This window comes from Thauera mechernichensis, from assembly GCF_029588855.1.
GTDB classification, from domain to species: Bacteria; Pseudomonadota; Gammaproteobacteria; order Burkholderiales; family Rhodocyclaceae; genus Thauera; species Thauera mechernichensis.
Window position 1 is genome coordinate 1 of the sequence record NZ_JARQZE010000026.1, and the last position, 19,783, is coordinate 19,783.

Consider the following 19,783-nt stretch of genomic DNA (forward strand, 5'->3'; position numbering starts at 1 on the left):
CGGCGGCCTTCTCGATCAGGCACACCGACAGCTCCTGGCCCTTGGCCGTGGCGAGCTGTTTCAAGCGGATCGCTGCCGCCAGCCCGGCCGGGCCGCCGCCGACGATCAGCACGTCGAATTCCATCGACTCGCGTTCGATGCTCATGAAGATCCCTTCGTAAAACAGAATAGCGGTCGCACCCGGCGCGGGTGGCCCGCGGTCATGCGTTGCGCCAGTCGGGCACGACACCGTGTTCGAGCGCGAACGCCTGCGCCTGCACGGTACGGCGCTGGAAGCGGTCAGCCTCCGGCTGCGTCGCCAGCCAGCACATCACCGCGGCTGGCACCTCCGGTGGCGCCACCCCCTTGCGCATTGCCAGCACGCCTTTGTCGCCAATCGTGGCGCGCAGGGCTTCGGTGGTAACCACACCGGGGTTGATGGTGAACGCGCGGATGCCTTGCTCGCCGAACTCCGCGGCAAGCACCCCCGACAGGCGTGACACTGCCGCCTTGCCCGCCCCGTAGGCATACCCCCAGCCGCCCTTGCCGGCGGCCACCGGCGGGTCGCTCTCACCGGCACCGGAGGTGACATTGATCACCGTGCCGCCGCCGCGCGCGATCATCGCCGGCAGCAGGCACTGGGTGAGCACGACCGGCGCCATCACGTAGCCCTGGAACACCCGTTGCAGGGTCTCTCCCCCAAGCGCCATGAAGGGCAGGTTGAGGTCGCTGCCCTGATAGATGGCGTTGTTGACCAGCACGTCGACCTGCCCGTAATGGGCGAGTACGGCTGCAGCTGCGCCACGCACCGAGGCCTCGTCCAGCAGGTCCATGCGCAGCACCAGCACCTCGCGCCCGAGCGCGCGCACTGCAGCGGCGGTCGAGGCCAGGCTGCCGGCAAGGGGACGGCCCTCGGCATCGGTCAACGCATGCGCGTGTGTCTCACCCTCTTCCAGGGTGCGCGCGCTGATCGCCAGGTCGTAGCCCGCACGCGCGAAGGCGAGCGCGGTCTCGCGCCCGATCCCCCGGCTCGCGCCGGTAATGAATGCAACCTTGCTCATGATCGGACGCCGTCTCCGCTGGGTTCAGAAGCGCTCGGGGCGCGTCATCGCATCCATGCCGCCATCGACGAAGACGACGGTGCCGTGCACGAAGCTGGCCTGCGCGGATTGCAGGAAGCACGCCACGTTGGCGATCTCATCCGGCGCGCTGTTGCGTCCGATCGGTGCCACGAAGTTGCGGATCGCCTCGCCATAGCGGGCGTCGGCGCGCGAGGCGTCGAGCAGCGGCGTCTCCACTGCGCCCGGAGCCAGGACATTGAGCCGGATCCCCTTGGGGCCGAGCTCGACGGCCTTCTTGCGCGCATACACCGTGATCGCGTACTTCGAACCCGCATAGGCGGCCTGCGGCATCGCCATCGCGTCGGCCTGGGTGCGCGCGCCCGCTTCGTCATTGGCGAGCATGGCACCGACCATCGGCAGCTTGTCCATGCCCTGGTGCACCGAGGCTACCGAGCCGATCAGCAGCACGGCAGGCTTGGTGCCGCGCTCGAGCGCAGGCGCCAGGCCATCGACCAGCTCGCTCATGCCGAAATAGTTGACGCTCACGATCAGGCTGCTCGACGGCGCGGTCGGCCCCAGGCCTGCACAACAGACCAGGCCGTCGAGCTTGCCGCCGCAGGCCTCGAGCACCGCATCCACTGCGGCCTTGCGCCCCTCGGCGGACGCCAGATCGGCGACGATGTCGGCGTTCTGGCGGTCGATGCCGATGACGCGCTGGCCTGCGGCGAGGAGTTGATCGCGGATCGCGGCGCCGATGCCCGACGCGGAACCGGTAACGACAGTGACGCTCATGTGAATCTCCCTCGACCCCCGGTGGGGGAACATGTCAATGCCGCAGTATCACCAGCGCAACAACGGCCCGGCATCGTCCGCGCGGACTAAGCCCTCGCCCCCCGGCCTGCTCTAGAATCGCGCTCATCGACCGTTCCTCCAGGAAGCTTGCCATGAAGCCGCCGCAGCATCTGCTCCTCGCCCTGATGATCGGTCTCGCCACAGCGCCGATGCCGGTGCATGCAACGGAAAGCGCCGCGACAACGCAGCGCGCACAACAAGCCGCCGACAGCGGCTCGCGCGCACAGGCCCTGCTCGACCGCGCCGAACGGCACCTGGTGGACAAAGGCGATGAGGCGCTCGCCAGCTTCAGCCGCGCCGGGGAGTTCGTTGAAGGCGAACTCTACGTGTTCGCGATCGACACCCAGGGCAACTTCCTTGCCAGCGGCGGAAGCTCGATCACGCTGATCGGGCGCAACGTCACCGACCTGCAGGACAGCGAGGGGCGCAGCTTCATGCGCGAGATCCTCGATGGTGCCCGCGCGCAGGGCGCAGGTCGCGTCGAGTACCGCTGGCGCAACCCGAGCACGGGACGCAACGATCCCAAGATCGCCACCTACCGCAAGGTCGGCGAGCGCATCCTCGTGGTCGGCTACTACACCCCGTTCGCCAGCCTGGAACTGGCCAAGTCGCTGCTGTGGCGTGCCGTACACCAGTACAAGACCCAGGGCGACGCCGCCTTCGCCCGCTTCAACAGCCTCAACGGCGGCTTCGTGCAGGACGATCTCTACGTGTTCGTGATCGGTCTCGACGACGAGATCGTGTACGCCAACGGCGGCCACCCGCGCTTCGTCGGCCGCAAGGGCGGCGAGCTGGCCGACACCAACGGCAAGCGCTTCATCCGCGAAATGATCGATGTCGCCCGCGACCGGGGCGAGGGCGAAGTCGAATACACCTGGCGCAACCCGCTCACGCAGAAGGTCGAGCACAAGCGCAGCCACGTCATCCGGGTGGATAACTACCTCTTCGGCGCGGGCGCATTCACCGGCCCTGCGCGCTGAACCGGCGCCCAGGCGCCGGGTTCAGGCGATACGGCTCAAGGCGGCCACGCTGTTGAGCATGATGCGCACCAGCTCGGTCTGACGCCTGACGCCGGTCTTGGAAAAGATCGAGCGCAGATGGGCGCGCGCCGTGTTGCGACGGATGTTGAGCGCCTCGGCAGCCTCTTCCAGTGACAGGCCGTTGGCCAGCTCCATGGCGAGCGCAGTCTCTGCCGGGGTCAGGTTGAAGAGCTGCTTGGCCGCCGCCGTGCTGGCGAGCGACTTTCCGGCCGCATCGCGGATATACACCATCGCCGCGGGGTGGCCCTTGCCCTCGGCCCACTCCTGCGAGGGCACGGGCTCGACCACGATCCCCAGGCTGACCTGCCCCGAGGGGCGCGACACCGACATCGCCTGCGCCAGCGTAGGCGGACTGCCGGCGTGGCGGAGAAAGGCATTGCGGATGAGCTGCTGCAACTCGCGGTTGTCGCTCGGATAGGAGGCCTCGAGCCGCCCGCCGACCAGCTTCAGGCCATCGTTCGCAGCCACCAGCTCGCGCGCGATCAGGTTCTGCTCGAGCACCTTGCCGCTCTCGTCGAGCACGATGGTGCCGACCGACAAACGGCCGATGGCATCGGAGTACAGCGCCCCCATCGACTCGCTGCGATCGAGCAGGTTGTGCACATGCAGCGCCCGGCGCAGATGCGGCAGCAGCGCCTCGCAGCGCGCACGATCGACCGCGTCGAAGTTCTGCGCCGCCTCGCCGCGCGTGATACGAAAGCGCAGCTTGCCACCGTCGGGCGTCGAGATGTCCGCACCCATGACATGGAACACATCCTTGGGCGCGCACCAGTGCTGGAAATAGGGCATGCGCCGCCACTCAGCCTGGGTCATCAGGTCATCGACGGTGAACACCTTGTCCACCGGCTGATTGACGAAGGGCGTGCTGTCGTGGCCATAGGGCAGGTAGGTCACCCGGTCGCCGCCCTCGACCCCGACCGCGATCATGAGGCCCAGATTGCCCTCGTCGGGGCTGCGCAGGATCAGGGTGACGTAGTTCGCCTGGAACAGCGCACGCAGCATCTCCAGCGCATTCGGCCAGCCACGGCTCTCGAGCGACGCGTCGTAGAGCGCCGAGACGATGCGGTCGTAATCCGCGAGATCCAGATCAATGTTGGCCAAAACCCTATCCCTCATCGACGCAGCCGCTGCACGCGCCGCTAAGCCTGTGCGATCCCGGACGTCAGGGCCGGCACCGCCTCGAAAAGATCCGCAACCAGGCCGTAGTCGGCGACCTGGAAGATTGGCGCATCCGGATCCTTGTTGATCGCCACGATCACCTTGGAATCCTTCATGCCTGCCAGGTGCTGGATCGCACCCGAGATCCCGACCGCCACGTAGAGCCCCGGCGCCACGATCTTGCCCGTCTGGCCCACCTGGTAATCGTTGGGAACGAAACCGGCATCGACCGCCGCGCGCGACGCACCGAGCGCTGCGCCCAGCGTATCAGCAAGGGGTTCGAGCACGCGGTGATAATTCTCACCGCTGCCCAGCCCCCGACCACCGGAGACGACGATCGCCGCTGCGGCCAGCTCGGGGCGCTCGGACTTGCTCAATTCGCGGCCGACGACGCGCGACAGCGCCAGGTCCGGGCCCGCCTCGAGCGTGCTCACCACCGCGCTGCCGCCGGCAGTCGCCTGATCGAAGGCGGTGGTGCGCACGGTCAGCACATCCAGCGCCTGGTCAGACTCGACCGCTACCATGACGTTCCCGGCGTAGATGGGGCGCAGATAACGGCCCGGCGCATCGATCGCCACCACGTCGGACACCGCTGCCGCGTCGAGCAGTGCGGCCGCGCGAGGGGCGAGATTCTTGCCGAAACTGGTGGCCGGGGCAAGCACGGCCCGGTAGCCGCCCGCGCCCGCCACGCGCTGCACCAGCGCGGCGAGGTTCTCCGCCAGCGGCTCGGCATAGTGCGCAGCCTCGACCAGCAGCACCCCGCTCACACCCGCCAGCGTTGCCGCCTCGGCGGCAACCGCCGCACAACCGTGGCCGGCAACCAGGACGTCGACCTCGCCACCGAAACGGCTCGCCGCCGTCACCGTGTTGAGGGTCGCCGCAATCAGGCGGCCGTTGTCGTGTTCAGCAATGACCAGTGTCTTCATCATTCGCCTCAGATCACCTTCGCTTCGTTGCGAAGCTTGTTGAGCAGTTCCGCCACATCGGCGACCTTGATGCCGCCCTTGCGCGCGGCGGGCTCCGCGTGACGCACATGGCGCAGACGCGGCGTGATGTCGACGCCGAGTTCAGCGGCCGGCAGCACCTCGAGCGGCTTCTTCTTCGCCTTCATGATGTTGGGCAGGGTCGCGTAGCGCGGCTCGTTGAGGCGCAGGTCTGCGGTCACCACCGCCGGCAGCTTGAGCTCGAGCGTCTCGAGGCCGCCATCGATCTCGCGCGTGACCGCCACCACACCCTCACCCACCGCCACCTTCGAGGCGAAGGTGGCCTGCGGCCAGCCCATCAGCGCAGCAAGCATCTGCCCGGTCTGGTTGGCATCGTCGTCGATCGCCTGCTTGCCGCAGATCACCATCTGCGGCTGTTCGCGCCCGGCCACCGCCTGCAGCAGCCTGGCGACCGCCAGCGGCTGCAGCTCGGCGTCCGTCTCCACCAGGATGGCGCGATCTGCACCCATCGCCAGCGCACTGCGCAGGGTCTCCTGACTTGCTCCGCTACCGCAGCTCACCGCGACCACCTCGGTTGCGACACCCGCCTCGCGCAGGCGTACCGCCTCCTCGACGGCGATCTCGTCGAAGGGATTGATCGACATCTTCACGCCGGTCAGCTCGACTCCGCTCTGGTCGGACTTGACCCGTACCTTCACGTTGTAATCGACGACCCGCTTCACCGGGACAATGATCTTCAAGTCTTTCTCCTTGCTCACTTTTTGATTGCGCCCGCGCGCTCAGGCCGCAAGCGGCTCGCGGCGCAGCATGACGACATTGGCATTGAAGCTCACCACCACCTCGTCGCGCTGGTTCAGCAACTCGAAGCGCGACACCAGGATGCCCCGCTCCGGCCGGCTGGCGGGGCTGCGCTCGACATGGGTGACGCGCACTCGCAGCGTGTCGCCTGCCACGCCCGGGCGATGGAAGCGCAGGTTCTCCCAGCCACGGCCGGCGATCGACGCCGTCTCCTCGCTGGGAATGGAATGACTCAGGCGGATGGTGATCGACAGCAGATGCACGCCCGCGGCAAACAGCTGCCCGATCGGCGACCTGGCCGCCGCTGCCTCATCCACATGGGGCGGAAACGGATCCCACTCGCTCGCAAAGGCCTTGATGTTGGCGGCGCTCAGCACATAGTGCTCGGACGATTCACGCGGCACATCGAGTTCGACGTCTTCCCAATAGATCATGCGCTCACCCCTTCGGCGACCGGGTAATCGGTATAGCCGGCAGCGCCCGGCGTGTACAGCGTCCTGCGGTCGAAGCGGGCGAGCGGCAGGCCCTCGCGCAGACGGCGAACGAGATCGGGGTTGCCGATGAAGTCGCGCGCGAAGGACACGGCCTCGCCCTGCCCGGCCGCGAGCGCAGCCTCGGCCGAGGCGGCGTCGAAGCCGTCGTTGAGGATCAGGCTGCCGTCGAAGCCCGCGCGGGCGAGCGCGAAGGCATCGACGTCGGGCGACTCGGCGCGCATCACGTGGGCGTAGGCCAGGCCCATGTCCTTCACCTGGCGCAGCAGCTCGGCATGGGTGGCGACCGTGTCCTCGTCCTGAATGTCGTTGTAGCTGTTGCCGACGCGAAAGCGCAGACCGACGCGCCCGGCGCCGATGGCTGCGGCCATCGCCTGCAGGCACTCGGCCACGAAACGCACGCGATTGGCGACGCTGCCGCCATAGGCGTCGGTGCGCTGGTTGGTGCCCGAGCACATGAACTGCATCGGCAGGTAGCCGCTGGTGCAGTGCAGCTCGACGCCGTCGAAACCGGCCTCGCGGGCCTTGATCGCGGCCTGCGCATGCTCGGCCACCGCGGCGTGCACTTCTTCGGTGGACAGCGCGTGCGGCGTGTCGTAGGGCTGCATGCCGGCGCTATCGGTGAACACTTCGCCCGCGGCGCGAATCGCCGACGGTGCGACGGTGGCCACGCCCTCGCCCTTGATGTGGTGGCTGCCGATGCGGCCGCCGTGCATGACCTGCAGCACGATGCATCCGCCGCGCGCATGCACGGCGTCGGTCACCTTGCGCCAGCCGGCGATCTGCGCGGCGGTGGCGATCCCGGGCTGGCGGCAGTAGGCCTGGCCCTCGGCGCTCGGCGAGGTGCCCTCGGCGACAATCAGGCCGGCCTCGGCGCGCTGGGCGTAGTAATCGACCATCAGCTCGCCGGGCACGCCCTGCGCGTCGGCGCGGTTGCGCGTCATCGGCGCCATCACGATGCGGTTGGCGAGCTCGAGGTCGCCCAGGCGCACCGGGCTGAAAAGGCGGGAAAGCGCTGCCATGGTGGCACTCACAGCGCGGTCACCAGCACCGACGAGCGTCCGCCATCGACCGGCAGGCTCGCCCCGGTGATGTAGGACGCCTCGTCGCTGGCGAGGAACAGGATCGCGTTGGCGAGCTCCTCCGGCTGCCCCACCCGGCCCATCGGAATCAGCTTCTCGGTGTTCCTGCGCGAGGCCTCGTCAGCCAGCATGCCGGCCGTCGCCGGGGTCTCGACCACCGCGGGGATCACCACGTTGACGCGGATGCCATGCGGCGCGCCCTCGGCGGCTGCGGCGCGCGAGAAGTTGTCGATCGCCGCCTTGGCCGCCGAGTACCCGGCCATCCACGGCGTGCCGAGCTGGCCGCAGATCGACGATACGTTGACGATCGCGCCGCCCTTGCCCTTCATCAGGCGCATCGCGGTACGCGTGCCCCAGAAGGTGCCATCGACCGAGGTCGCGAAGTTCGCATGCCAGTCGGCGGTGCTCATCTCCTCGATGCTGCCCCAGGTGTAGGCCATGGCGTTGTTCACCAGCACGTCGAGGCGGCCATGGCGCTGCGCCGCCGCTTCGAGGGCGGCGGTGAAGCCCGCCTCGTCGCTGACGTCGGCAACTACAGCCTCGCCCTTGCCGCCGGCTGCGACGATCCCCGCCGCGACCTCGTCCAGTGGCTCGCGGCGGCGGCCGCACACCACCACCGTCGCGCCCTCCTGCGCAAGCCTCGACGCCGTCGCCGCACCAATCCCGCTGCCGCCGCCGGTCACGAACGCCACCTTGCCCTGCATACGAGCTGCCATGTCATCTCTCCTCACTGATGCCGCACGTCGGCTGCGGCGCACCTGCTTGACCCTTGCGGACGATCGGCGGGCTCGCGTTTCGTCCGCCTGTTGCCCAAGGGTAGGAAAAGCCCCCCGCCACGCCATCGTCCGATGAGACTAGCGACAATGGACGAGAGCGGCCGGAGGCGTGCGTTGACGAACGAGGGGCGGCGAGCAAAACGCCCGCCGCCCCTCACTGCTGCACTCGCGTGATCAGAGACCTGCGCGCCGCGCGGCCTCGGGCCCGAAATCGCGCTCGCTGAGCTTGCCGGTGTTCAGCGTGTAGCCGTTGCGCTGCTCGTTGACGAGGTTGAACGCCAGGTAGGTCCCGGTCTGCAGATCGTGGTAGAGGCCCACGCCTGCCTGCCAGGTGTTGGCTTCATAGGCGTAGAAGTAGTTCATCATCGAAGTACGCCACAGCCCGCCGCGGGCATCGTAGTTCTCGGCCATCTTCATCAGCCAGCTGTCCTCATCGACGTACATGACGCGCTTGCCGTAGAGGTGGCGATAGCCTTCCTTGAGCGTCCCCTCCAGCACCCACACGCGATGCAGCTCGTAGCGCATGTAGTCGGGGTTGATGTGGCCGGGCTTGAGCAAATCCGCGTACTTCACATCCGGCGAATGCAGCCGGTAGGTGTTGTAGGGAATATAGAGCTCGCGCTTGCCGACGATCTTCCAGTCGTAGCGCTCAGGCGTGCCGTTGAAGAGGCGCACCTCATCCACCGTGATCGAGCCACCCGTGCCCGGGAAGGACATGTCGAAGCCATAGCCGGGCGACTGGCGGACACGGCGGGTGCCCGGGTCGTAGCGCCAGCTCTGGCGCGGCGCGGCCTTGTGGTTCCAGAACTCCATGCCGGTGTTGATCTCGCCCTTGTCGCGCTCGGGCAGCAGGGTCTCGTTCATGTAGTAGGACGATTGCCGGCCCTCGGCGGTGCTGGTGCGCTTGCCCGGCTCCAGGTGCGGCGCAAGGTTGCGCGACTTCACCCGCCCCCAGTTAACCTTGCCGTCGGCGAGCACGTAGGCGTTGTCGGAAATCAACTCCTCGGTAAAGGGCCGATAGGTGAAGATCGACGAGGTCCACAGCAGCTCGAGCCCCGTCTTGGGGAAGGGGAACAGGATGCCGCCGGTGGTCGCAATGACGCCCTCCCCGCCATCCACCAGTTCCGCATTGGCGGCGTTCTCGCGCGTGACGTCGCACACTGCGTCCGGGAAGCGGAAGTCGCGCCGGCTCTGGTACACCGGCATGCGGAAGGTCTGCGGGTATTTCTGGAACAGCGCCTTCTGGCCGTCCGACAGGCGGTCGGCATACTGCGCCATGTTCTCCGCGGTGATGACGAAGAGCGGCTTGTCGTCCGCATAGGGGTCGATCGGGTGGCTGCCCGTGCCCTTGAAATCCACATGCGGCGGCACACCCAGCCACTTCCCGCTCCACTCGGGGATGCTGCCGTCGGCATTCCCCGCACGCTCGGCGCCGACGCAGGTCAGGTCCTTGCCAAGGCGGGCGATTTCCTCCGCCGTGGCGTGCGCCTGAAGATCGGGCGCCTGCAGCAGCGCGGTCGCAGCGACGGTAAAGAGGAGTCCCTTGATCGTTACGTTCATTGTCGTGAGCCTCTGATGTTCAGAAGGTGTACTTCGCGTTGAAGGACACGTAGTCGCGGTCGGCCATCGTGCGCTGCTGCTTCACGCTGGGCGAGCCGAGGTAGTTCACCCAGGTGATGCCGAGCGCGAGGTTGCCGAGGTACTTGAAGTCCGCACCCAGGGTCAGGCGCTTCTCGTCACGCCCCATGCCCGAATAGGCGCTGCCTTGCACGTTCTGCGTCCAGATCGCGCGCGTGCTCAGGTCCCAGCCGCTGAAGATGCTCGGGTAGTCGAAGATGGCGCCCAGGCCGACCAGGGTCGAACCGCGCGTCTGGCCGTCGTAGACGTACTTCGACGAGGTATCGACCGCGACGCCCCCCATGCTGATGGTCAGGGGATCCACACCCATGATGCGCTGATGCACGATCTCGCCCATCAGCGTGGTCTGGTGCGCGAGCTTGCTCGGCCCGAGGATGTAGAGCGCGTTGGCGTTGCCCTGCAGGTAGCTGCCGCGTGCGGGCGAGCCGTTCTCCAGATAGACCGGCGCGCCGTCGCGGTAGCTCAGGTCGCCACCGAACTGGACCGAGTCGCCGATCTTGCTGCTGACGCTGATGCCCGTCAGCCTGATGTCGTCGAAATAGGCCAGCTTGTAGTAGGGCGTGCTGCCCGGCGAAGCCTCGCGACCGAAACGCGAGAACGACGAGTACTGCGTATCGCCGGTGAAGTCGAACAGCATCGCGCCAATGCGGTCGTGGTAGCGGTAGTGGAACACCCCCACCTCGAGCGCATCGCTGAGCTGGTAACGCAGGCCCACGCCCCACTGTCCGGAATCCTTGGGCTTGATCTCGCCGGCGAAATTCGCCACCGCAAAGCTGTTGTCGGGCAGGCTCGAGATCACACCTGGCGCAAGGCGCAGGAACTCCGCCCCAGGCCCGAAGACATCACTGCCGAAGAAGTCCCCGACCGGGTTGAGGCGGGTCTCTTCCCACTTGTACTGGTAATAGCCGGTCAGGCTGAGCGCATCGGTCAGCGTCAGGCTCGCCGACAGCTGTCCGACCGGCAGGTAGGACTCCTTGGCCTCCGTGCCCGGCACGTTGAACTTGGTCGCATCGACCGGCAGCTGGCCCTGGCTGATGTTGGGCCAGAACAGGCTCTCGCCCCAGGCCACGACGTGGCGGCCGAGCTTGACCGACAGGTACTGGTCGTTGCCGACCACCCAGTTGCCGTAAACAAAGGCATCGAGCAGCTGCGCGTCCTGGCCGCTGCGTTCGCGCGTCTTGCGCACGAACTGGTTGGCAGGGCCGATCTTGTTGACCGTGTCCGGCGAGTCATTGTCGTTGCTGCTGCGGTAGACGCCATCGTAGAAGATGTTGCCACGCAACATGGCGCCGACGTTGTCATGCCTGAGGCGGAGTTCGCCCAGGGCGCTGGCGCGGTTGTTAACCAGCGCACCGCGCTTGAAGTTGCGCGTGGCGTCGTCGCTGTTGAGGTCGTTCAGGTACTCCGCGGCCGGACGCGACGTTCGCGCTGAAGCCGTGTAGGACAGCGTCAGCGACGAATCGAGCGTGGTCTCGTCGCCCAGATAGATGGTCTGCGCCGCATGGGCGCCGCTGCCGATGAAGGCGATCGCGAGCGGCAGCGTCCGAAACGCCAAGCCACGCAGCGACCCTGCACCCTTGCGGGCAGGTGCCGAAAGTCTCATACCCTTGCTCCTTTCTTCGAGTTTTATTTCGTGTGGATAGGCAAGCCGCGACGCAGCGCGCCGGGCAGGCCAAAGGCTGCCCGCGGGTCATGCCCTAGGCATCACCCATTCGGACTAGCGAGCCGATGGAGACGGCGACCGTCCGGCCCGGAAGCCGTTGAATCGGGTAAGTCGGGGCGGCGTGCAGCGGGCGACGCTGCTGATTCAGCCCGGGAATCGCACGCGCAGTCGCTCGGTGGTGGGCAGCGCCTGGCAGCTCAGGGTCCAGCGCTTGGCGAGATCCTTGGCATCGAGCACCTCGTTGTGGCGCAGGTGCACCTCGCCCTCGACCACCTGGCACATGCACGATGCACACATGCCGGCCTGGCAGGAATGCGGCGCGTTGATGCCGGCCTTGAGCGCGGCGTCGAGCAGGGTCTCGGTGCCGGCCACGTCCAGCACATGCACCTCGCCATCGAGCTCGAGCTCGACCGTTGCGCGCTCGACCGCCGCGGCCGGTGCGGGTGCCGCCGCATTGATGGCGGCGACATCCTCTTCGTCGGGCAGCGACACGAAGCGCTCGACGTGCACGCGCTCGGCCGCCATGCCGGCTTTGTCGAGCGCCGACACCATGGCGTCCATGAACAGGCCCGGGCCGCAGATGAAGGCCTCGCCCTGGGACCACGGCCGCGCCAGCTCGGCCAGCTGCGCCACCGACGGCACGCCCTGCACCGAATCGAGCCAGTGCACGACCTGCAGCCGCGCCGGGTGCGCGGCGGCAAGCGCGTTGAGTTCTTCGCGGAAGATCACCGAGCGCTCGTCGCGGTTGGCATAGAGCAGGCCGATGCGGCCCTGGCCGTGCGCCAGCGCCGAGCGCAGGATGGAGAACACCGGCGTGATGCCGCTACCGCCGGCGCAGAGCAGGAAATCGCCCTGCAGGGAGGCCGGCGTGAACACGCCGGCCGGCGCCATCACCTCGAGCGTGTCGCCCGGTCGCACGCGATCGCACACCCAGTTCGAGCCGCGCCCGCCCTGCACGCGCTTGACCGTCACGCGCAAGGTCTCGTCCAGCGTGGGCGCGCTCGACATCGAGTAGCAACGCGGCAGATGACGGCCCAGCACCGGCAGGCGCAAGGTCAGGAACTGGCCGGGCCGGTACCTGAAGGTCTCGGCCAGCTCGGGCGGCACCGCGAAGACGATCGACTTCGCGTCGTGCGTCTCCTCGACAACCGCCTGGACCTTGAGGGGGTGGTAGCGCTGGGCTGTCATCTTGCGTCCTTTTCCGTGCGCGGCGGACCGTCAGATGTAGGGGTCGGCGTTGGGCAGACCCAGCATCACCGCACCGTGCGCACGCGCATAGGTGTCGGTGTTGTTGGCGATGTGGCCGCGCGCCTGGTGGATGTCGCGGAACACGCGCTCGATCGGGTTGCTCTTGTAGGTCCCGGAGGCCGCACACGCACGCATCAGCTCGCTGGCCGCCGCGGCGCACTGCTTGGGCACCTGCGAGGCCTGGGCGCGCTGCATCAGGCGCTCCTCCACCGGCATGCGCTCGCCGGTCTTGGCGCATTCGACGATGCGCGCGTAGTTGCGGAACAGCACCAGCTTGAGCTGATCGGTGGTCATCATCGCCTCCGACACCGCCTGCTGGGCATTGACGTCCTCGGCGGTCTTCGCGCCGTGCTTGCCCACGTGAGCCGCAGCCCGCTCGCGGAAACTCGCGATCGCACCGTCGAGCGCGCCGATGCAGGCCGACGACACCGCACGCTGGAAGACCTGGGTGAAGGGGATCTTGTAGATCCAGCCAGGGTTGGTCTGACGCCCGGGGCAGCCGGCGTCGCTATGGTCGTTGGTGCGGTGCGTGCGGTGCTCGGGCACGAAGCAGCCATCGACCACGATGTCGTGACTGCCGGTCGCGCGCAGACCGAGTACGTCCCAGTTCTTCTCGACGCGGAAATCGGCCTTCGGCAGCAGGAAGGTAGCGTGCTCCAGCGCGCCGGAACCGTCCTTCTTCGGCAGCAGGCCGCCGAGGAAGATCCATTCGCAGTGCTCCACGCCGCTCGAAAAGCCCCAGCGTCCCGAGAAACGGTAGCCACCGTCGACCGCCTCGGCCTTGCCGGTGGGCATGTAGGTCGACGCAATCAGCACGCCGGTGTCCTTCGCCCACACGTCCTGCTGCGCCTGCTCGGGGAAGAGCGGCAGCTGCCAGTTGTGCACGCCGATCACGCCGTAGATCCAGGCGGTGGACATGCAGCCCTCGGCGAGCGCCATCTGCACGCGGTAGAACACCCGCGGGTCGAGCTCGTAGCCGCCGAAGCGCCGCGGCTGCAGGACGCGGAAGAGGCCCGCCTCCTTCATCTCCTGCACGGTCTCGACCGGCACCATGCCCTCCGCCTCGGCGGCACGGGCGCGCTCGGCCAACCGCGGCGCCATGGCGCGCGCACGCTCCACCAGCTCGACCGCTTCCGGCGTCATGTAGTCTTCGGCCAGAATGCCGAGAATGTGATCCTTGCCAACTGCGCCCATCTTCGTATCCTCCGAGATCGACCACCAGGCTGGTGGTTCAAGGTGCGTCACGTGTTGCGATGGACGGAATTTTCCATAGCCGGCAAGCCCCATCATCGTCCGGACGGACTAACGTAAATGACTGAGCGCAAAGACCAAGGCCGCGCAGCAAGCGGGTTTCCGCCATGTTGCGCCGCGATAGGCCGAAGCGGCGCCAGGCGCTGCAGCCGCAGTATTCCGCGATAACCCTTTTGGACGATGCCCCCGCACCCGGGCGGGCCGAACATTGCCCACACTGCGCCATCCACTACGGGTGACGCACCCTGAATCGAAGAGGAGACACCTACATGCGAGCACCCGTTGGCTTCGCCATGGTCCTGATCGTCGCCGCCGCGGGCTTCCATGCATTCTCGCCACGCACCGCCGTCACCCCGCCCGCCATCGCAACACCGGTCGGCAACATGCAGCTCACCAGTGTCCAGCAGACCTCGGCGGGCCTCATCGTCGCCGGCGAGCTCGGCCACATCCTGCTGTCCACCGATCAAGGGCAGAGCTGGCAGCCGGCCCAGCGCTCGGTCAACCGCCAGGCCCTGATCACGCGCCTGAGCTTTGCCAGCGCGGACGAAGGCCTCGCGCTCGGCCACGAGGGCTGGATCCTGCGCACCCGCGACGGCGGCCGGACCTGGACCGAAGTCAACTTCGACGCCAGCAATGGTGAGCCGCTGATGGACGCCGCCCGCCTGCCTTCCGGAGACTGGCTGGTGGTTGGCGCCTTCGGCCGCGTGCTGCGCTCGACCGACGGCGGCGACAGCTGGGCAGAGGAAGTCATCGACGGCCTCACCGACTGGCATCTCAACACCATCGTCTCCTCCGCAGACGCAGGCAAATGGCTGATCGTGGGCGAGGCCGGCACCCTGCTGCGCTCGCTCGACGGCGCACGGAGCTGGGAGGTCGTCGAGCCCTTCTACAACGGCTCGCTCTACGGCGCCCTGCACCTGGGCGGCAGCACCTGGGTGAGCTACGGCATGCGCGGCCACGTCTTCCACAGCGAGGACGACGGCGCAACCTGGCAGGAAGCCCGGCTGCCCGCACCGATCTCGGTCTACAGCCATGCGCTTACCGCCGATGGCACCCTGCTGCTGGTCGGCCAGGGCGGTCTGGTGCTGGCCAGCACCGACCAGGGGCGCAATTTCAGCGTCAACTACCGTATCCCGCAGGGCAACCTCACCGACATCGCATTGCTGCCCGACGGCCAGGCCGTCATGACCAGCGACGAAGGCCTGGAGATCCGCCAGCTCACCGCCTCGACCCCGGCGCCCGGCTCCAACCTCAACCTCAGCAAGACCGAAAGCGGAGAATCCTGATGAGCGACACCGCAACCCGCAGCCGACTCGACGGGATGATCGACGTCGCCGCCCTCATGATCATCCGCTGGCGCAAGGCGCTGGGGCTACTCTTCATCGGCCTCACCCTGGCGCTGGCCTATTCGGCGACCAACCTGCGTCTGGACCCCGGCTTCAACAAGCTGATCCCGCACAAGCACGAGTTCATGTCCGCCTTCCTGCAGTATTCGGACACCTTCTCCGGCGCCAACCGCATCATGGTCAGCGTGCGCTGGAAGGGCGAGGGCGACATCTACAACGCCGAGTTCATGAAGACCCTGCGCGAGGTAACCGACGAGGTCTTCTTCACGCCGGGCGTCAACCGCGCCAGCGTGCGCTCGCTGTTTACGCCCAACGTGCGCTACATCGAGGTCACCGAGGAAGGCTTCACCGGCGACGTGGTCATCCCCGCCCGCTTCGAGGCCGACGCGGCCAGCCTCGCCCAGGTGCGCAACAACGTCGCCAAGTCCGGCGAGATCGGCCGCCTGGTCGCCAACGACCTGCGCGCCGCGCTGGTCCGCGCCGACCTGCTCGAGTTCAGCCCCGAGACCGGCGAGCGCCTCGACTACGCCGACGTCGCCGCCAAGCTGGAGGCCATCCGCGCCCGCTTCGAGAGCGCCAACCCCGACATCGAGCTCAACATCGTCGGCTTCGCCAAGGTCATCGGCGACGTCATGGACGGCCTGTTCACCGTGCTCGCCTTCTTCGGCATCGCCTTCCTGATCACCGCCTTCCTGCTCGGCGCCTACTCGCGCTCGGCCAAGCTCGTCGTGACCGTGCTGGTGATCGCGCTGATGCCGGTGGTGTGGCTGCTCGGCCTGCTGCCGCCGCTGGGCTACGGCATCGACCCGATGTCGGTGCTGGTGCCCTTCCTGATCTTCTCGATCGCGGTCTCGCACGCCATCCAGATGACCAACGGCTGGGAGCAGGAACTGCTCAAGGGGCACAACTCGTCCGAGGCGGCGGAACACGCTTTCCGCAAGCTGGTGATTCCCGGCTCGATGGCGCTGGTCACCACCGCGCTCGGCTTCATGGTGATGATGCTGATCGACATCCCCATCCTGCACGAGCTCGGGGTTACCGCCTGCCTGGGCGTGGTCCTGATGCTGCTGACCAACCTGATCTTCCTGCCCATCGTCCTCTCCCACCTCAAGCTCGAACGCTTCGCGCTGGCGCACCCGATCGCCGATACCCACAGCGACCACAGCCGCCACAAGTTCTGGTGGACGCTGTCGGCACTGGCCCAGCCGCGCCCCGCACTGGCCAGCTTTGCGGTGATGCTGGTGCTGCTGGCGGGCGGCACGCACATGGCTCGCCAGGTGCAGACCGGCGATATCGGCGCCGGCGTGCCCGAGCTCCATGAGGACTCGCGCTACAACCTGGACAACGCGCAGATCCTCTCGAGCTACTCCATCGGCATGGATGTGCTGTCGGTGTTCGTCGAAACCGAAGGCTTCGAAGAGGCCTGCCTCAACTGGGAGGTCATGAATGCCGTCGAGCGCTTCGACCTGCGCATGCGCGGCGTCGAGGGCGTGCAGTCGGTGGAAACGGTTGCCCGCCGCGCCAAGATCTTTGCCTCCGGCAACAACGAGGCCAACCCGCGCTGGGCCGCACTGCAGCGCTCGGAAGCGGCGCTGCGCACCGGCGCCCGTGCCGCCAGCCCCGAGCAAGGCCTCAACACGGCCGGTTGCCAGACCATCCATCTGGTGGTTTACCTGACCGACCATGAAGCCGTGACGCTGCGCACCGTCACCGACGAGGTGCTCCGCTTCATCGCCGAGGACAGCACGCCCAACCTGCGCTTCCGCCTCGCCGGGGGCAATGCCGGCGTGGCTGTTGCCACCAACGAGGCGGTCGACCGCGCCCAGGTGCAGATGCTGGCCTCGATCTACGGCGCCATCATCCTGATCTGTCTGCTCACCTTCCGCTCGATCCGCGCGGTGCTGTGCATCATCGTGCCGCTGCTGCTGGTGAGCATCCTGTGCAACGCGCTGATGGCGACCCTCGGCATCGGCCTCAAGGTGGCGACGCTGCCGGTGATCACGCTGGGCGTGGGCGCCGGGGTGGACTACGGCATCTACATCTACGAGCGCCTCAAGTACGAACTCGACAACGGCGCCCCCACGCTGCGCGACGCCTTCTACGAAGCCATGCGCCAACGCGGCACCGCGGCCATCTTCGTGGCGCTGACGATGTCGGTGGGCGTGGGTACCTGGATGTTCTCGGCGCTCAAGTTCCAGGCCGACATGGGCGTGCTGCTCGCCTTCATGTTCCTGGTCAACGCGCTGGGCGCGATGTTCCTGCTGCCCGCGCTGGCATGCTGGCTCGACATCGGCCGCCGCGGCAAGACCGACGCGGCCGGCGGCAGCCAGGCCCTGGGGCCGCGCAGCGCGCCGCAGGCAAGCTGACAGCGCCCAAGCGCAGGGGTGGCACAAGGGAGCGCTCCCTTGTGCCACCCCTGCGCCCTTTCTGCTATCTGTTCTGCCTGAAGCTCCGCGGCGAACAACCAAAGCTTCGCTTGAACGCGCGCGAGAAGCTGGTCGGCTCCTTGAAGCCTACGCGCTCCGCGATCACCTCCACAGGGAGGTCGGTCTTCTCCAGATAGCTGCATGCGAGCCCAAGGCGAACGTCATTGACCAGCGCCTGGTACGTGAGCCCGCGCTGCTGCAGCTTGCGCCGCAAGGTCCTGGGGCTGATTGCCAGGCTGCTCGCACACGCCTCCAGGCCAAGCCCTGTCGCAACAGCGCCCACGATCTGTGTGCGAACCCTGGCCAGCAGTCCATCCTGAATGCTATCGACGTCATCTGCCCGCCGCTTGCAGTGCTCCAGGTGAACACGCGCCGCACTCGCATTCGCCATGGGCAGGCGCGTATGCAGGAAGGCAGCATCGAAGCGCACCTGCGTACGCGGAGCTCCGAATAGAATCGGACAGGAGAAATACCTTGCGTAGGCAGCCTGATGAGGCGGCGGTGGATATGCACACCGGATCTCGCGCAGCGGGAGCGTCTTGCCGGTCACCCAGCGGGTGCTCGCCACGATGCTGCCCAGCATCTCTTCAACGGCAAAGGTCGTCATTTCGCCCAGACCTGGTCGAGTCTCGATGTCCATGACCGCTTCGCTCCCCTCCTGATGCATCGACAGCTGGAGAAAGCGCCCGCTGAAGCGGCCTAGCGTGCCCTGATATTCACAGCCCACCCGTATTGCCTCGCCATAGGTCTCGCAACACATGATTGCAAACCCGTAGCTCTGCAAGGTGGAGATGTGACGATTGAAACCCATCGCCAACCCCAGGCTCGGGTCGCCGCTGAGCTGCATGGCATTGCGAATGAGCAGCAGGTGCTGCGCCTCGGTCATCTCGCCGGCGAGATCACAGGGGTCGCTGTCCTCAAGACCTGTTCCGAGCAGAAGTCGCCGCCTGTCCACCTCATAGGACTTCATGAACTCGCAAACCCACGCCAAGTAACTCATCGATATCACGACGGCCTCCGGGGTGAAACGCGCTAGTACCCTGCGCTGCGATTCACGAGGCCTTCGAGCGGCGCACCCACCCGATAGGCCCTGACGTTCTTCAGAAAGACCCCCAGCATCCTGCTCACGATGCCGACCGAACTCCACGAGATATGCGGACTCAGGCGCACTCGCGGGTGTCCGTACAGCCAATGGCCGGCAGGTAACGGCTCGGGTTCGACCACGTCGAGCGATGCGGCGGCAACATGCCCGCTATCCAGGAAAGGCAGCAGCGAGGCCTGGTCAAGCAAGGCGGCTCTCGCCACGTTGATCAAATGGATGCCTGGTTTGGTCTGCTGCAGTTGGGCAGCGCCGATCAGGCCTCGGTTTTCTGCCGTGGCAGGCAAGGCGAGCACCAGGTGATCGACTTGTGGAAGGAGCTGTTCGAGGCTCTCCACAAACTCCACCCCCTCCACCGGGCTCTCCCGATGCTGGCGCACCTTGGCGAGGACGCGCATGTCGAAGGCCAGCGCGCGACGCGCAACGGCCTGTCCGATGGCGCCGAATCCGAGCAGCCCCAGCGTCTTGCCCTCTAGACCGCCCAGGTTCGCCACGTACCAGCTCTGCGGCGGCTCGACGATCCAGCTGTCCGGCAACTTCTTTTCAAAGCACAGGATCATGGCCATCACCCACTCGGCGATGGGTGAAGCCGTCGCCCCGCGCGAACATGTGACGCGCTGATCGCCCACGAGCTCGAGCGGAAAATCGTCTACGCCCGTGCCCAGCACGTGGATCCATTTGAGGCGGGTGCATGCCGCGAGCAACTCGGACAGGTTCGAGGCGCCTGCGGCCGGGGTCAGCAGAACCTCGACGTCCTGCAGCACCGCACTCGGCGCGCTGGAATGAACGATCTCCAGCTCGGGCGCATTCTCCCGCAGCAGCTGGACGATCCCCGGCGCATCGAAATTCAAGGCTAATCGCATGATCATCAACTCGTGAGTGGCCGCCTTGGCCACGGGAACACGCATGATGTGGCCAGTCCCATGCGGAC

The 19,783-nt window shown here is 67.1% G+C and carries 18 protein-coding genes; 3 read left to right on the forward strand and 15 right to left on the reverse strand.

Features of this window, described 5'->3' with window-relative positions; translation table 11 throughout:
* The 3 genes from P7F68_RS18905 to P7F68_RS18915 all read right to left on the reverse strand — a co-directional run.
* Positions 1 to 139: FAD-dependent oxidoreductase (locus P7F68_RS18905; RefSeq protein ID WP_277832379.1), on the reverse strand; the 139-nt coding region annotated here is incomplete at its 3' end.
* Positions 140 to 200: 61 nt separating this feature from the next.
* Entirely contained in the window at positions 201 to 1,040 is an 840-nt protein-coding gene (locus P7F68_RS18910) for an SDR family NAD(P)-dependent oxidoreductase (RefSeq protein ID WP_002925055.1), read from the reverse strand.
* Between the two features lie 24 nt (positions 1,041 to 1,064).
* On the reverse strand, positions 1,065 to 1,832 hold the full coding sequence (locus P7F68_RS18915) for an SDR family oxidoreductase (RefSeq protein ID WP_002944535.1): 768 nt from the start codon (positions 1,830 to 1,832) through the stop codon (positions 1,065 to 1,067).
* A 152-nt stretch (positions 1,833 to 1,984) separates the two neighbouring features.
* On the opposite strand from P7F68_RS18915, the gene P7F68_RS18920 reads away from it, so the two are divergent.
* Complete coding sequence (locus P7F68_RS18920; protein ID WP_277835465.1) at positions 1,985 to 2,872, forward strand: cache domain-containing protein; 888 nt, start codon at positions 1,985 to 1,987, stop codon at positions 2,870 to 2,872.
* 21 nt (positions 2,873 to 2,893) lie between these two features.
* Here the strand turns inward: P7F68_RS18920 and P7F68_RS18925 are convergent, their stop codons facing one another.
* The 10 genes from P7F68_RS18925 to P7F68_RS18970 form a co-directional block, all read right to left on the reverse strand.
* Positions 2,894 to 4,033 (reverse strand): helix-turn-helix transcriptional regulator, encoded by a 1,140-nt coding sequence (locus P7F68_RS18925; RefSeq protein ID WP_002925061.1) that lies wholly within the window; start codon positions 4,031 to 4,033, stop codon positions 2,894 to 2,896.
* Between the two features lie 38 nt (positions 4,034 to 4,071).
* Positions 4,072 to 5,016 carry an electron transfer flavoprotein subunit alpha/FixB family protein gene (locus tag P7F68_RS18930; protein ID WP_002944532.1) on the reverse strand — a complete coding sequence of 315 codons (945 nt, stop codon included), beginning with the start codon at positions 5,014 to 5,016 and terminating at the stop codon, positions 4,072 to 4,074.
* 8 nt (positions 5,017 to 5,024) lie between these two features.
* Positions 5,025 to 5,774: an electron transfer flavoprotein subunit beta/FixA family protein gene (locus P7F68_RS18935; RefSeq protein ID WP_002944530.1), complete on the reverse strand. Its 750-nt coding sequence runs from the start codon at positions 5,772 to 5,774 to the stop codon at positions 5,025 to 5,027.
* 39 nt (positions 5,775 to 5,813) lie between these two features.
* The gene (locus P7F68_RS18940; protein WP_277835468.1) at positions 5,814 to 6,266 is read right to left on the reverse strand and encodes a MaoC/PaaZ C-terminal domain-containing protein; all 453 of its coding nucleotides are present in this window, start codon (positions 6,264 to 6,266) and stop codon (positions 5,814 to 5,816) included.
* Complete coding sequence (locus P7F68_RS18945; RefSeq protein WP_277835469.1) at positions 6,263 to 7,345, reverse strand: alkene reductase; 1,083 nt, start codon at positions 7,343 to 7,345, stop codon at positions 6,263 to 6,265. Before P7F68_RS18945 ends, P7F68_RS18940 begins: the two co-directional genes overlap by 4 nt.
* A gap of 8 nt (positions 7,346 to 7,353) precedes the next feature.
* Positions 7,354 to 8,121, reverse strand: a complete 768-nt coding sequence (locus P7F68_RS18950) for an SDR family NAD(P)-dependent oxidoreductase (RefSeq protein WP_277835471.1) — start codon at positions 8,119 to 8,121, stop codon at positions 7,354 to 7,356.
* A 234-nt stretch (positions 8,122 to 8,355) separates the two neighbouring features.
* Positions 8,356 to 9,741, reverse strand: a complete 1,386-nt coding sequence (locus P7F68_RS18955) for a DUF1329 domain-containing protein (protein ID WP_277835473.1) — start codon at positions 9,739 to 9,741, stop codon at positions 8,356 to 8,358.
* Between the two features lie 19 nt (positions 9,742 to 9,760).
* Positions 9,761 to 11,422 (reverse strand): DUF1302 domain-containing protein, encoded by a 1,662-nt coding sequence (locus P7F68_RS18960; protein ID WP_270069013.1) that lies wholly within the window; start codon positions 11,420 to 11,422, stop codon positions 9,761 to 9,763.
* Between the two features lie 204 nt (positions 11,423 to 11,626).
* Positions 11,627 to 12,670, reverse strand: a complete 1,044-nt coding sequence (locus tag P7F68_RS18965) for a ferredoxin--NADP reductase (RefSeq protein ID WP_277835476.1) — start codon at positions 12,668 to 12,670, stop codon at positions 11,627 to 11,629.
* A 30-nt stretch (positions 12,671 to 12,700) separates the two neighbouring features.
* The gene (locus P7F68_RS18970) at positions 12,701 to 13,924 is read right to left on the reverse strand and encodes an acyl-CoA dehydrogenase family protein (protein ID WP_002925077.1); all 1,224 of its coding nucleotides are present in this window, start codon (positions 13,922 to 13,924) and stop codon (positions 12,701 to 12,703) included.
* A 326-nt stretch (positions 13,925 to 14,250) separates the two neighbouring features.
* Here P7F68_RS18970 and P7F68_RS18975 point away from each other — a divergent pair, with 326 nt between their 5' ends.
* Together P7F68_RS18975 and P7F68_RS18980 are read left to right on the forward strand one after the other, a co-directional pair.
* Positions 14,251 to 15,267 carry a WD40/YVTN/BNR-like repeat-containing protein gene (locus tag P7F68_RS18975; protein WP_277835478.1) on the forward strand — a complete coding sequence of 339 codons (1,017 nt, stop codon included), beginning with the start codon at positions 14,251 to 14,253 and terminating at the stop codon, positions 15,265 to 15,267.
* Positions 15,267 to 17,693 carry an efflux RND transporter permease subunit gene (locus P7F68_RS18980; protein WP_277835480.1) on the forward strand — a complete coding sequence of 809 codons (2,427 nt, stop codon included), beginning with the start codon at positions 15,267 to 15,269 and terminating at the stop codon, positions 17,691 to 17,693. Before P7F68_RS18975 ends, P7F68_RS18980 begins: the two co-directional genes overlap by 1 nt.
* Before the next feature lie 64 nt (positions 17,694 to 17,757).
* Here P7F68_RS18980 and P7F68_RS18985 read toward each other — a convergent pair whose 3' ends face one another.
* On the reverse strand, positions 17,758 to 18,900 hold the full coding sequence (locus tag P7F68_RS18985; protein ID WP_277835482.1) for an AraC family transcriptional regulator: 1,143 nt from the start codon (positions 18,898 to 18,900) through the stop codon (positions 17,758 to 17,760).
* Positions 18,786 to 19,715, reverse strand: coding sequence for an NAD(P)-dependent oxidoreductase (locus P7F68_RS18990; protein WP_157384657.1), 930 nt, complete (start codon positions 19,713 to 19,715; stop codon positions 18,786 to 18,788). The genes P7F68_RS18985 and P7F68_RS18990 overlap by 115 nt, the downstream gene beginning before the upstream one ends.
* Positions 19,716 to 19,783: the final 68 nt, after the last annotated feature.

Excerpts from the sequence above, each read along its gene's own strand:
- P7F68_RS18920 (WP_277835465.1), top strand. The coding sequence starts at position 1,985 with ATGAAGCCGCCGCAGCATCTGCTCCTCGCCCTGATGATCGGTCTCGCC.
- P7F68_RS18955 (WP_277835473.1), bottom strand. The coding sequence starts at position 9,741 with ATGAACGTAACGATCAAGGGACTCCTCTTTACCGTCGCTGCGACCGCG.
- P7F68_RS18930 (WP_002944532.1), bottom strand. The coding sequence starts at position 5,016 with ATGAAGACACTGGTCATTGCTGAACACGACAACGGCCGCCTGATTGCG.
- P7F68_RS18990 (WP_157384657.1), bottom strand. The coding sequence starts at position 19,715 with ATGCGATTAGCCTTGAATTTCGATGCGCCGGGGATCGTCCAGCTGCTG.
- P7F68_RS18980 (WP_277835480.1), top strand. The coding sequence starts at position 15,267 with ATGAGCGACACCGCAACCCGCAGCCGACTCGACGGGATGATCGACGTC.
- P7F68_RS18970 (WP_002925077.1), bottom strand. The coding sequence starts at position 13,924 with ATGGGCGCAGTTGGCAAGGATCACATTCTCGGCATTCTGGCCGAAGAC.
- P7F68_RS18975 (WP_277835478.1), top strand. The coding sequence starts at position 14,251 with ATGCGAGCACCCGTTGGCTTCGCCATGGTCCTGATCGTCGCCGCCGCG.
- P7F68_RS18940 (WP_277835468.1), bottom strand. The coding sequence starts at position 6,266 with ATGATCTATTGGGAAGACGTCGAACTCGATGTGCCGCGTGAATCGTCC.
- P7F68_RS18960 (WP_270069013.1), bottom strand. The coding sequence starts at position 11,422 with ATGAGACTTTCGGCACCTGCCCGCAAGGGTGCAGGGTCGCTGCGTGGC.
- P7F68_RS18965 (WP_277835476.1), bottom strand. The coding sequence starts at position 12,670 with ATGACAGCCCAGCGCTACCACCCCCTCAAGGTCCAGGCGGTTGTCGAG.
- P7F68_RS18910 (WP_002925055.1), bottom strand. The coding sequence starts at position 1,040 with ATGAGCAAGGTTGCATTCATTACCGGCGCGAGCCGGGGGATCGGGCGC.
- P7F68_RS18915 (WP_002944535.1), bottom strand. The coding sequence starts at position 1,832 with ATGAGCGTCACTGTCGTTACCGGTTCCGCGTCGGGCATCGGCGCCGCG.
- P7F68_RS18945 (WP_277835469.1), bottom strand. The coding sequence starts at position 7,345 with ATGGCAGCGCTTTCCCGCCTTTTCAGCCCGGTGCGCCTGGGCGACCTC.
- P7F68_RS18950 (WP_277835471.1), bottom strand. The coding sequence starts at position 8,121 with ATGGCAGCTCGTATGCAGGGCAAGGTGGCGTTCGTGACCGGCGGCGGC.